9 protein-coding genes are annotated in these 12,470 nt (G+C 41.6%); 1 reads left to right on the forward strand and 8 read right to left on the reverse strand.

Annotated elements, in window-relative coordinates:
* The 4 genes from IAE45_RS19010 to IAE45_RS15235 all read right to left on the reverse strand — a co-directional run.
* The coding region (locus tag IAE45_RS19010) for a BspA family leucine-rich repeat surface protein (RefSeq protein ID WP_325123430.1) at window positions 1-3,651 on the reverse strand (3,651 nt) is incomplete at its 3' end.
* Between the two features lie 247 nt (window positions 3,652-3,898).
* Window positions 3,899-5,377 carry a helix-turn-helix domain-containing protein gene (locus IAE45_RS15225; protein WP_200127143.1) on the reverse strand — a complete coding sequence of 493 codons (1,479 nt, stop codon included), beginning with the start codon at window positions 5,375-5,377 and terminating at the stop codon, window positions 3,899-3,901.
* A 551-nt stretch (window positions 5,378-5,928) separates the two neighbouring features.
* Window positions 5,929-7,239 (reverse strand): NCS2 family permease, encoded by a 1,311-nt coding sequence (locus IAE45_RS15230; RefSeq protein ID WP_016610053.1) that lies wholly within the window; start codon window positions 7,237-7,239, stop codon window positions 5,929-5,931.
* Window positions 7,240-7,399: 160 nt separating this feature from the next.
* The gene (locus tag IAE45_RS15235; RefSeq protein WP_200127145.1) at window positions 7,400-7,999 is read right to left on the reverse strand and encodes an NUDIX hydrolase N-terminal domain-containing protein; all 600 of its coding nucleotides are present in this window, start codon (window positions 7,997-7,999) and stop codon (window positions 7,400-7,402) included.
* A gap of 189 nt (window positions 8,000-8,188) precedes the next feature.
* Between IAE45_RS15235 and IAE45_RS15240 the strand changes: the two genes are divergently transcribed.
* Window positions 8,189-9,193 carry a DUF389 domain-containing protein gene (locus tag IAE45_RS15240; protein ID WP_230472233.1) on the forward strand — a complete coding sequence of 335 codons (1,005 nt, stop codon included), beginning with the start codon at window positions 8,189-8,191 and terminating at the stop codon, window positions 9,191-9,193.
* A 44-nt stretch (window positions 9,194-9,237) separates the two neighbouring features.
* Here IAE45_RS15240 and IAE45_RS15245 read toward each other — a convergent pair whose 3' ends face one another.
* Genes IAE45_RS15245 through IAE45_RS15260 form a run of 4 tightly spaced genes read right to left on the reverse strand, consistent with a single transcriptional unit; the run spans window position 9,238 to window position 12,454 of the window.
* A complete protein-coding gene (locus tag IAE45_RS15245; RefSeq protein ID WP_200127147.1) occupies window positions 9,238-9,864 on the reverse strand; it encodes a zeta toxin family protein in 627 nt (208 codons plus the stop codon).
* Window positions 9,865-10,731 carry a class II fructose-bisphosphate aldolase gene (locus IAE45_RS15250; RefSeq protein ID WP_010747730.1) on the reverse strand — a complete coding sequence of 289 codons (867 nt, stop codon included), beginning with the start codon at window positions 10,729-10,731 and terminating at the stop codon, window positions 9,865-9,867.
* 22 nt (window positions 10,732-10,753) lie between these two features.
* A complete protein-coding gene (locus tag IAE45_RS15255) occupies window positions 10,754-11,146 on the reverse strand; it encodes a tetratricopeptide repeat protein (RefSeq protein WP_200127149.1) in 393 nt (130 codons plus the stop codon).
* Between the two features lie 18 nt (window positions 11,147-11,164).
* Complete coding sequence (locus IAE45_RS15260) at window positions 11,165-12,454, reverse strand: PTS sugar transporter subunit IIC (RefSeq protein WP_200127152.1); 1,290 nt, start codon at window positions 12,452-12,454, stop codon at window positions 11,165-11,167.
* Window positions 12,455-12,470: the final 16 nt, after the last annotated feature.

Consider the following 12,470-nt stretch of genomic DNA (forward strand, 5'->3'; position numbering starts at 1 on the left):
ATTGCTTGGCGTTTCTGGAACATACCAGCCTGGAATTTCTTTTGGTTCGCTTTCGTATGGCAGACCAATTTTCCCGCTTAGAATCGTTGGTTCCGAAAGTTGATTTCCTTCGGCATCCTCATACTTGACGGTTACAGGTGCTGCATCCGATCGATCGTAAACATAGAGCACTTCCTGTGGGTCTCCGCTAAAAATTCCATGAGCATTGCTTGGCGTTTCTGGAACATACCACCCATGGATTTCTTTTGGTTCACTTTCATATGGCAGACCAATTTTTCCGCTTAGAATCGTAGGTTCTGACAATTGATTTCCTTTGTCATCTTCATATTTGACTGTTACAGGTGCCGCATCTGAACGGTCATAGACATAGACCACTTCTTGCGCTTCTTCAGTAAACGTTCCATGAGCATTACTTGGCATTTCTGGCACATACCACCCTGGAATTTCTTTTGGTTCGCTCTCGTATGGCAACCCGACTTTCCCTCTTAATATCGTTGGCTCCGAAAGTTGTTTTCCTTCAGTATCCTCATACTTGACTGTCACCGGTTCCGCATCTGAGCGGTCGTAAACATAGATCACTTCTTGCGGTTCTGCGGTAAATGTTCCAAAAGCGTTACTCGGTGTTTCTGTCAAGGACCAGCCTGGTATTTCCTTTGCTTCAGTTTCATAAGGAAGGCCTATCGTACCGTTTAAAATTGTCTCAGTTGACAATGGATTCCCATCGACATCCTCATATCGAACTGTAACTGGTTGTGCTTCCTTTTTTTCCCACACATAAGTACCAGTCTTGCTTCCGTCATATTCATGAAAAAAGTTAGTTGGTGTCAGGGTTAAATGTTCGGTTGAAAGATTTCCCTCAAGGTCTTTTTCAAAGATCCAATTACCTGTATACAAGTCGGCAGGCATCACATTCTCCGGTAAAGTAGGCCGACGATTTTCAGCAAGATTTAAAAAGGTCGTCTTCTCTCCTAAATGTAATCTTTTGAGGCCGTTCATTCCTCTAAACATACCTCCAGCATTAGCGTTTGTAGAAGTAGAAGAGTCCATATTACTTGTGTTCCAATTTGATAAGTCTAATTCTTCTATTTTCGGTGTTACTTCAAATAAATTACGCATACTACTAACACTTGAGGTGTCCCAATTTGAGACATCCAAATGAACTAAGTTTCTAGCTCCTCCAAACATAGACGACATATCTTCAATATTAGAAGTATCCCAATTTGAGACATCAATCGTAGTCAATTTACTGACCCAGTCACCGGTCAAATTGTTGTAAAACATATAATCTGTTCGTTTTACTTTAGAGGTATCCCAATTCGAGACATCGATTTCTGTTAAGCTAGCAGTATTTTGAAAGACCCCCTGCATCCCTTCTACTTTAGAGGTATCCCAATTTGAGACATCCAACTTGGTCACTCTTCTAACACCATTAAACATGTTGTTTATATTCGTGACATTGCCTGTTTTCCAATTGGAGACATCCAGCTCGGTTAATTGACTCGCATTTTGAAACATAAAGAACATACTTGTGACATTAGATGTATCCCAATTTGAAACGTCCAATTCAGTTAAGCTGCTGTTTCCATTAAACATGTAGTTCATGATTGTTCCATTAGAAGTATCCCAATTTGAGACATTTACGGAACGTAAAGCGCTAGCTCTATGAAACATGTAACCAAAGTTTGTTACATTCGAGACATCGATTTTCTCTGCATTCTCGATTGTCTCCAAACTTGTTAATGGTGTATCTAAAGTATGCCCAGAAAACATGTATGCTGAGTTGGCTGGAAAAACGACCGTACCATTTACAACAATTCGAGCAACATTTCTATAGCTTGTTCGCCAAGGGGATGTGTGTGGTGCGCCGGCTGTTCCTTCTTCTAGCTCAACTGTTCGAGTTTCTTCATCCCATGTCCACGGAACGGTTCCCCACGTTCCTCTGACTAGTGAATCTGATCGCTCATAAACATAAATGACTTCCTGTTCTTCTTCTGTAAATCTACCTGATGCATTAACTGGTGTTTCTATAACAGACCAACCGGGAATTTCTTTGGGTTCACTTGTGTAACGTTCTCCCACCTCCCCATTTAATATGTCTGGTTCGGATAATTCATTTCCTTCATTATCTTCATACCGTATAGTCACTGGTGCTGAGATTAACCTTTCCCAAACATATGTCCCTGGGTTACTGCCATCATACTGATTCATAAACTCATCAGATGAAGCATAAATTACTGGAGTTGAACCGTTATCCCCTCCATCATTGATACGCTCTATCCATCTTCCAGAGTAGGGTAGACCTGCGTTGATTCTTGGCAATCTTACGTTTGAAGCAAAAATAGATTTCTCACCTAAGGTCAGTTCACGTAACGATTGGGTCATGTCAAACATATTATTCGTATTTGTAACATTCGTTACATCCCAGCTCGAAAGATCAAGACTCGTTAAAGATCTAGCCGAACTGAACATACTCAGCATTGATGTGACATTCGACACGTCCCAGTTTGACACGTCAATAGTAACTAATGAAGTCGCTACTCCAAACATATTCGACATGTTTGTTACACTCGAAACATCCCAACGTGAAAGATCCAAGCTTGTGAGAGAGTTAACCGCATTAAACATCAAGCCCATATCAGTTACACTGGAAACATCCCAGTTTGAAAGGTCTAAGTCGGATAGGGATCTGGCTAGACCAAACATGCTACGCATATTCGTCACGCTTGATACGTCCCAACTTGCAACATCCAAACTCGTTAAAGACTCTGCTGAATTAAACATTCCTCCCATATTTTGTACATTTGATACATCCCAATTTGACACATCTAAGCTTGCTAAAGATCTGGTTTGTCCAAACATTCCATTCATGTCCGTCACATTCGATACATTCCAATTTGATACATCAATATTTTTTAGTGTAGTAACGCCATGAAACATGCGATCCATGTTTGTCACATTTGACACATCGATATTTCCTGCATGCTCAATCGTCAGCAAATCTGTTAGACGTTCTGCCGCTTGCGCTTGCGGTGATCCAAACAACCATGAAACGTCTTCTGGAAAAATAACCTTGCCTTTAACAGAAATTTGAACAACATTCGTGTAGGTTTTCCAAGGTGCTGTGGCTGACGTGCCGGCTGCCCCTTCTTCTAACACAATTGTTTTCGTTTCTTCATCCCACGTCCACGGAACAGTTCCCCATACGCCTTCCACATTTTCATCTGACTCTTCATGACTGTCTTCCTTACTACTGTCTTCTGCACTACTATCTACTGATTCTTCATGACTGTCTTCTGTACTACTATCTAATGTAGCTTCACTGGAGCTTTCCTCAGAAGAGCTTTCAGATGAATCTGCCTCTATACCACTGTCTGTTTCGGTATGTTCCCCAGATCCATTGGTACTTATGTTTTCTTCAGTTGCTGTCGACGGTTGATCGTCTTCTATCAATTGCCTTTCTTCATAACGATCTGCATTTCCATCCGCCAATTCACTTAGAAACCCTTCAGCAACAGAAACATCCGTCATTTCCAAATTATTTTCTACGCTGTCGTTTTGAGAGCCATCCTTTACTGTATTAGCAAATACAGTGAGCGGCTGTCCTAGAGTCATTGCAATGACCAACATTATGTAACCTAACTTGCGTATCACTTCCCTAACACTCCTTTTCTTTTTAACGTAAACTTCTTGAAACATGAAAAATAATTATTCATGCAGGCACTGCTGAATTGGTAGAATAATCTATCACAAGCTTGGAAGTTCTAAACAAAAGTATATAAGGATGTTTTTTAATAAAAAAATCATGTTTTTCACCCTAGGGGGAAATTAAGTATAAAAAAACCTATGCAAAAGGCTTTCTTTCCTTCTGAATAGGTAAAAAATAGGGTTATTATTTTAATTATTTTATAAGTTCGAACATTTTTGGTTCGATCGTTTTGAATAAGAGTTCCCAATCTTGTTTATCTGGAACTGTTTTCAATAATAGGCAGTTGGTGCTCACCTTATACTCTGACAAGTATTCACTGTAGTTTGTCACAATCAAATCAATATCTTCTTGGTTTAAGAATTCTTCCGTCAAAGCTGGAATCGTAATAAAAAAGATTTGATGACGATCACCAAAGTATTGATATACTCGCGATCTTATCAATTGACAGACATACAGATCGCCTTCTAATAAAAAAACAATTCTCTTGCTTTTGTACAAATACTGTTCTTTCAATCTTTCTCCCAGCAAAGTTAAGCTCGTCGTAATATCTTCCAAAAAGTCTTCTGTTATTCCTGATTCAGCGAAAAAGGAGCGCAAAAAGTGATGATTGTTGATGTATGATTCTTTGCATTCATGTTTTGTTTTCTCTATGATTTCTGACATTATTCTATTTTGAACTGGTGAAATTAGATGATTCACATACCTAGAAAGGAAGAACGCACGATAGATCCATAAAATTTCTGATGTATACAACTCAGGCGAGCAATTCTTGAGATAGTTTTCAGTTAAATGAGCAAAAGAATCAATGCGCTGCAATTGCTTACAGAATACCTTATCTTGGTCTATTTGATTAAAAGGCCGCTTGGCAATCGTTACTAAAAATAGCCAACAGAGCTCATCTGCACATAAATCCACTTGATAGATCTTTTGAATTCTTTGCTGAATCAAGAATAAATTAAGAAAATCCTTGTTATTCCTAACACTCTTATAAAGATTTGTTGGTACATTGATCCTCTTTCCCTGGCGTACTCGCTCGATAGCAATATATAAATTATAGTAAAATTCATTTGGAGAAGTACCTGTACCAATCGTAATTTCTTTGATTTTAGATAAAAAAGTTTGATAGATCAATTCATGAATCTCTTTTGGAGGAACCAACGTATGAGGGGTCATTTCCCCTTCATAGTAAAAATCTTTGAAAAACTTTCGGATGTTTGCTTCATCGCCTTTTAAATCAATTGGAGTGAGTGATAGTTTTAATCCGTATTCTTTAAGAACCGGCTCAATTTGTCTTAAATAGCGTCGAAATGACGTTTCTGATATGTGAAATCGGTCAATTAATTCCGCTACGTCCTCTAGCTCTCCATAGAAAACGTTTCCCAATAATTCAAACAAAATTTCATTTTGCAATAGTTTTTCTTTTTGTTCAATAAATCGAAGGGAGTTCTTTTTTTCGAAAAGGTACCCATTGTTCGTTGAAACAATTTGCGCACTATCAGAAAAATACTCCTTTAGCTTATTTATATCAGTTAAAATCGTCCGTTCTGAAACCTCATTTAGTTTAGCTAATTGACCCTTAGTCGCTTTATGTGTCCGCTCAAAAAGATTCAATATACGAAACCAGCGAATAGTTGTTGGATCAACAATAAACTTTAACTGCAGATCTTTCATCCTAACACCTCCCAACTTTATAGAAAATCATACCATGTATTTTTAACCCATAATCATTTTTTCATTCCTTTTCTAACTTACTACATTTTCTCAATGATGTGAACGTCACTTGTAAATGAATATTTTTTTGCTATTGATCAAAGACTCTAGTCAAAAAATATCAAAACGATTACTGCTGAATAGAAGGCGTTATTTATCTAATCTAAACAAAGAACAATTGAAGTAAGAAAACCTATACAAAATCAGCTACGCCAAACCTTTTCCTTTTGCATGTGCTACCATTTGATTGAAGAAAATTATAAGTTAGAATCAATGATTCGTTTTTTTAAATCAGAATAAAATCATATGAATTTTAGGTAAAAAATAGAATTCCTTAACCACTCCTCGTATTTGTAAAAAATGAAAAAAACTACTATTCAGCATCCATCGCTTTAATAAACACTGTTTTACTTTTTTCAGTTTGTATTTATCAACTCTTATTCTCAATACAAAAAAAACAGCTAAGCCACAAGCTTAACTGTTCTTTCTTATATAATTGATAAACGTCTCTCTCACACATTCAAAATCCACATAAACCCAAGAAAGACAAAGAACAAGCCGTACATGATCGGTGAGACTTCTTTGCCGCGTTTGGCTGCTAACATGGTGATTGGGTAAAAGATGAAGCCCAAGGCGATCCCATCGGAGATGCTGTAGGTCAACGGCATGCCTAGTAGAATCAAGAAGGCTGGGATTGCGATTTCCATTTCGTGCCATTTGATTTCTCGCAGCGATTGTGCCATCAGCACACCTACAACGATCAGTGCTGGTGCCGTCACTTGGGAAGTAACAACGGATAGCAATGGTGAAAAGAACAAGCCGAACAAGAAGAAAACTCCAGTCGTCACGGCAGTCAAGCCAGAACGACCGCCCACAGCGATCCCAGCGGAGGATTCCACATATGCGCCTACTGGTGAGGTCCCTAATAAAGAACCAGCGAGCATGGCGGTGGAGTCAGAAGCAAGTGCTTTGCCGACCCGCGGCATTTTGTTGTCTTTCATAAAGCCCGCTTGATTGGCAAGTCCCACCAAGGTGCCTGCAGTATCAAAGAAAGTGACGAGTAAGAAAGTCAGTACTACGACCCACATTTGCAGGGAGTTGATGTCTCCTACATGGTTTAGCGCCACTAAGAATGTGGAAGAAATACTTGGTGCAGCAGAAACGATACTGGATGGTGCTTGGATCAAGCCAGTCAAAAGACCTAAAACAGTTGTTGCGGCCATCCCGATAAAAATTCCACCAGGAACTCTGCGAACCATCAAGACGGCAGTGATCACTAAACCAAAAATCGTCAGCCACGTCGTACCGACACTCAATGAGCCTAGTGCCACAAGGGTCGAATCATCGGAAACGATGATCCCGCCTTCGCTCAATCCCAAAAAGGCGATGAACAGACCGATCCCGCCAGAGATGGCGTATTTTAAATCAGCAGGGATCGCATCAATGATCAGCTCCCGTAATTTGAAGATCGTGATCACGATGAAAATCAGTGATGCCACAAACACACCCGCTAATGCTGTTTGCCATGGAACCCCCATTCCAATACAGACTGAATAAGAAAAGAAGGCGTTGATCCCTAATGCGGGTGCCGTAGCGATCGGGTATTTTGCTAAAACCCCCATCAAAATACAGCCCAATGCGCTGGCTAACGCCGTTGCCGTAAAGACGGCACCTTCGTCCATCCCAGATGCCCCAAGGACCGTTGGATTGACGAATAAAATATAGGCCATCGAGATAAAGGTGGTAAAACCAGCTAAGATTTCTCGTTTGACCGTTGTTTGTAAGGCATCCAGCCCAAAAAAGGAATTGATTTGATTCTTCATTTTTACTCCTCCAGCAATCAAGCAAAGGTGTCGCCATTGCTTGATTTTTTATAATGAAAACGACGAAATCAATCATAAACCAACTTTATCTGCAAGTAAATATTATCCAGTTAAAAAAACCAATAAAACGCTTTTTCCAACATCTTACCCTTAGCAGTTTCTAATCAACGTGTAACGACTTCTCATTCACCAATTGCTCCAACTGTTCCTTGGTGGTGCGCTTGATGGAAAGCTTCGGCAGCTCCTTCAACGAAAAGTAATCGCTGTTAGAGGTTTCACTATTTTTGATAAAATCTCCTGCCAAAACATCACAGGCAAAGACCAGCTTATAGTATTGAAACACTTGCGGAATGTCTGGTCTTAGATTCGTATCAAAAATTGCTCGCAGCTCCTTGACCTCAACGAGCAAGCCAGTTTCTTCCAGCACTTCTTTTTTTATGTTTTCCCGTGGCGTCAAGCCAATTTCTGCATAGCCTCCTGGCAGTGACCATTCTTTCGTCAGGCTGTCTTCCACCAGCAAGATTTTTTCGTCTTTTTGGATCAATGCTCGTACATCGCTTTTGGGCGTAGGATAGCCCTCATTTTTTTCTGTTAAAAGGGTCAACGCAGCTGCGTCTTGATCCACGACGGTACTCATCAAATGCAATGCCAACTCTTTGATCTCTTGGTAACGTTCCTTATCGTACACATCTTTGCCATAGTACAAACCTGCTTCAGCGATCGATAACAGGCGTTTGTATTGCGCAAAATAATCTTTCATCCATTCCCCGCCTTTTCCATTTCTCTGTTATGCTTCTTATTCTAGAGGAAATCGGCTGTTTTGCAAAAGATTGGCAACCCAATCCTTGAATTCTCATGGCTGCCAACGCCTAATAAACGCAGATTTTTGTAAAATCAGTCGATTTAAGGGACAATGAAAAGAGTAGAATGATTTTTCTCAGAAAGGATGATGAAGGTGAACTTAACGCCTGATTTAGTTTCCAAAGAACAATTGATTGGAAAAATTCAAAAAGATATGGACCAAACGATGCTCGTCTATGCACTTTTAGTTTGTGCAACGCTGATTGCTTCGATTGGTTTGAATTACAACTCTACGACAACGATTATCGGGGCGATGTTGATTTCGCCACTTTTAAATGGGATCAACGGGATCGGCTTTGGTTTAGGTCTTTCCCATTTACGTTTGGTTAAAAAAGGATTGCTGGTCTTTAGCATCCAAGTCATCATCGTACTAATCATCTCATTTGCCTTTTTCTTACTCACGCCAGTCAAAGATACAACACCTGAAATCATCACCCAAACGTCTGCGACGATTTGGGATATTTGCGTCGCATTGATCGGTGGTTCAGCACTGGCATTTGCCAAAGTCAGGGGCCGCGACAACGATGTCATTATCGGGGTCTCCATCGGGACGTCCCTGATTTTGCCGCTTTGTGTAACGGGTTATGGGCTGTCGATCAAAGACTATTCGATTTCATGGGAATCCGCTCAACTCTTTTTCACCAATTCCTTTTTGATTTGTTTTTCCTTGTTCATTACCATCTGGCTGTTGCAGTATGGGGATTTCCGTCACCAAAAATGGTGGAAGTTTGCCGTGGTTGCCTTACCGATCACGGTCATTGGGAGTTTCTTCGTTTATACGACGATCCAAACGACCATCGTGGAATACCATGCCAAGCGTTTTGTAGAAGCCAAACTGGGGGAACATTATTTGCTGGAGCAAACACTTAATGAGCAGAAACAATCCCTTGAATTAAAACTCGTCGGTGAACCACTCTCGAAACGAGCGGTCGCGCAGCTTGAAGCAAGTCTTGAAAATTATGCTTTGCCCGACTACCAGCTCAAGGTCAATGTCTATTCTGCCAATAAAGAGGGGCAATTTGATGCCAAAGTATTAGCCGAAATCCTCCAAGTCCAAAACCAAGGAACTTCGAAATTTTTGGGTTTAGACTAAAAAAAACAGGCGCTGCCCTTTTCAGGTGTAGCGCCTGTTTTTCTTCAATTTAAGTCATTGAGTTGTTCAGCGATTCGCTCGATCAACGGGCGATAATCCACTTGCTCGTAATCTTCCACATTGACTTCGATAAGCGCTCCTAACTGAAAGTCATCGTAACGGCGATCAGTGATGATTTGCCGAAACGCTTCTTTGGTTATATGGTTGGTTGCAGCTTGTCTATCTTCCAGTACATCCCCGTAATGGTACCGTTCCATGATAAAACTCAAATGGCGGTCATCCGCTCGATCACGTAAGTAACGTCTTTCCCATAAGGTTTCAAAAGAAGCTGTCAAACGTATGGTCAAGCAGTCATAGCCATAGCTTTGGGCGAGAAAAGTCAGCAAGGGCTTCTGCTTTTCACTAAAGGGGTATTCCGAGACCACCAAGCGTTTTCCTAAAGACATGTACAAACCCAATGCCTGATAGTAAAAAGGCCAAATATACTGCTTTTCGATCTGGGCTTTTTCTGCCAATGAATCAAAGCCGAGGGATTCGGCATAGCACTCTTTGATTTCATCTGGCGTAAGAGCGAAAAGATCAGGAAAACGTGTCTTCAACAGATTCAGTAAATAACTTTTTCCAGTTCCAGGGCTGCCTGCCAATAAAACAAGCATCTTTTTGCGTACCATCTATTTGCCGATCGCAGTCGGCGCTTTCGTATTCATGAAAAGGCCGATCTTGTGCTTGACGATTTCTTTGATGGCTTCATTGGATGGGATCACGTTGTGGCGCAAAGATTTGTTGACTTCCGTTGCCCCAAAATTTTCTTTCGCAATCTTCGTCCAATTGACCAACAATTCAGTACCTACATTAAACTTGCGAATGCCGTTATTGATCAATTCAGGATAATCTTCTTCCTTGACGCCAGTTCCTCCATGAATGACTAGCGGCACGTCGACGACTGCATGGATCTCCTTCAATAACTCAACATTCACTTCGGTTTTGGAGCGGAATTGACCGTGATTGGTTCCGATAGCGATGGCTAGCGCATCGACGCCAGTAGCAGCGACAAACTCTACCGCATCTTCTGGGCGTGTGAAGACTTTATCGTCTTCTTCCACATGAATGCCTTCTTCTGTGCCGCCGATCGTTCCTAGTTCTCCTTCGACGGACACCCCATGGGCATGAGCGTATTCTACGACAGCGCGCGTTTTCAAAATGTTTTCTTTGAAGGGCAAATGCGAGCCATCATACATCACCGAGCTATAGCCGCTATCAATCGCCGCTTTGATCTCATCGAAATCTCTGGCATGATCCAAATGCAAGACAGCGTCAACTAGCTCGTGATCGGCAATCGTTTTGACGACATTGACCAAGACATCATAGCCGATGTATTTCGCCGTATCGATACTTGTTTGAATGATGATGGGTGCCCCCATCTCTTTGGCTGCCCGCAGCATACTTGGCAGCATTTCTAAATTATGGGTATTAAAAGCCCCCACTGTAAAATTCAATGCTTCTGCTGTTTTCGTTACTTCTTTTAATGTTGTATACATCCTTGATTCCACCTCGTCTAGTTTAATTGCCGCTGATCGTAAGTTGTTTGGCGATTTGCCGCATTTCTTCCATTTTGTCCATGTAATAGTCGATCTTTGCATCGTCGCCGTTTCGTGCGGCGGCGGCACGTTGAGCATTGTAAAGGGACATCAGTTTTTTGTAGCCTTCCCCGATCGATTTTTTCGCCTGCAAGCTTTTTTCCAATGCGCCGATCGCCTCTTCTGTGCGAGAAAGTTTTGCCTGCGCTAAGCCTAACGCTTCATACAATTTTGCTTGTTCGTCGATGTCGGTTTCTGCTTGCAATTGACTTTCTAGATTTGCAATAAGCGCTTCTGCCTCTTGGCTTTCTTCAGCGGTCAAAGGAACCGCTGGTGTTTCTGTGGGCTTTTTTTCTTTTTTGAAAAAAGAGAACATGCGTCTTCCTCCTAGCGATTAAAAGTTTTTCAATAAGGGACTGATGATCCAAGCATATAGCAAGGCTGCCGTAACGGTATCCACATCAGTTGCCGTAGCGTTAACAAAGCCCATTTGATTGAAGATCGTTACAAGTAGGGCTGGCAGTAACGTAATGAAGAAGCCGTGAAAGATCCCTCCGATGATCGCCCCTCGACGTCCACCGACCGCATTGCCGAAGATCCCAGCGGTACCGCCTGCAAAGAAGTTCGTCAGCATCCCTGGCAAGATCATCGCCAAGCCAAAGACTGGTAAAACGAACATGGCGATGACTGTCCCAATCGTTGTAGTAATGAAGCCTAAAATAACTGCATTGGGGCTATATGGGAAGAACACTGGGCAATCGAGTGCTGGTTTTGCATCAGGCACCAATTTCATGGCGATCCCACGAAACGCAGGGACGATCTCGCCTAAGAGCAACCGAACGCCTGCTAGCAAAACATAGACCCCAACCACGAATTGAATAGCTTGCAAGAAGGCATACATGATGTAATTTTGATCACCAGAGAGCGTAGAAGCAAAGGTTTCTCCAGCAAACAAGACCGTCACGATATACAGTGGAACCATCACGACCATGACAGAAAGATAGGTATCTTGTAAAAATTCAAAAGAACGTGGCAGTTTGATGTCTTCGATCGATTTTTTCTTCTCGCCTCTTTCTCCAAACAGATAGGCAACGCCTGCTTCAAAGAGGTAGCCGATCGTACAGAAATGTCCGAGAGCAATGTCGTCTGACCCAGTGACTTTGCGGATGATGGGCTGAGCCATCGCTGGCATCGCTACGGCAAAGATCGCCCCAATCAACCCACCGACAAGAATCAAGACAACGCCGCGTAAACCAGCGAAATAGCCAAAGACCGTCGTCATGGTCGCCATCCATAAAATGGCTTGACCCGTTAAGAAAATATATTTCCATTTTGTAAAGCGTGCCAATAAAATATTAAAAACAAAGATGGCTAAAAATGTCAGCGCTATGTCCCGACCCAAGCCCAACTCATTCATCGCTTGCCCGTTGATGGCTTCGATGGAAGGAATTATGCCTTGCATGTCGAATCCTTCTGTGAAAATCTCGCCGAAATAGGTCAAACTACCGACGATGATGCTAGAACCAGCGCTTAAAACCTGGAAGCCCAATAGCGTCTTCAAACTTCCTGAAATGACTTGACCTGCTGACTTTTTCTGAAGCAGCAGCCCTAACATCGCGATCAAAGAAATCGTGATCGATGCCTGCGTTAAAATATTATCAATGATAAAATTGATGATGCCCATTTTTTCAAACTCCCTT

Source organism: Enterococcus sp. S53, assembly GCF_016516865.1.
Classification (GTDB): Bacteria; Bacillota; Bacilli; order Lactobacillales; family Enterococcaceae; genus Enterococcus_D; species Enterococcus_D innesii.

Coding starts and splice junctions, on each gene's coding strand:
- IAE45_RS15240 (WP_230472233.1), top strand. CDS start 8,189: ATGAAGGTGAACTTAACGCCTGATTTAGTTTCCAAAGAACAATTGATT.
- IAE45_RS15235 (WP_200127145.1), bottom strand. CDS start 7,999: ATGAAAGATTATTTTGCGCAATACAAACGCCTGTTATCGATCGCTGAA.
- IAE45_RS15260 (WP_200127152.1), bottom strand. CDS start 12,454: ATGGGCATCATCAATTTTATCATTGATAATATTTTAACGCAGGCATCG.
- IAE45_RS15245 (WP_200127147.1), bottom strand. CDS start 9,864: ATGGTACGCAAAAAGATGCTTGTTTTATTGGCAGGCAGCCCTGGAACT.
- IAE45_RS15250 (WP_010747730.1), bottom strand. CDS start 10,731: ATGTATACAACATTAAAAGAAGTAACGAAAACAGCAGAAGCATTGAAT.
- IAE45_RS15230 (WP_016610053.1), bottom strand. CDS start 7,239: ATGAAGAATCAAATCAATTCCTTTTTTGGGCTGGATGCCTTACAAACA.
- IAE45_RS15255 (WP_200127149.1), bottom strand. CDS start 11,146: ATGTTCTCTTTTTTCAAAAAAGAAAAAAAGCCCACAGAAACACCAGCG.
- IAE45_RS15225 (WP_200127143.1), bottom strand. CDS start 5,377: ATGAAAGATCTGCAGTTAAAGTTTATTGTTGATCCAACAACTATTCGC.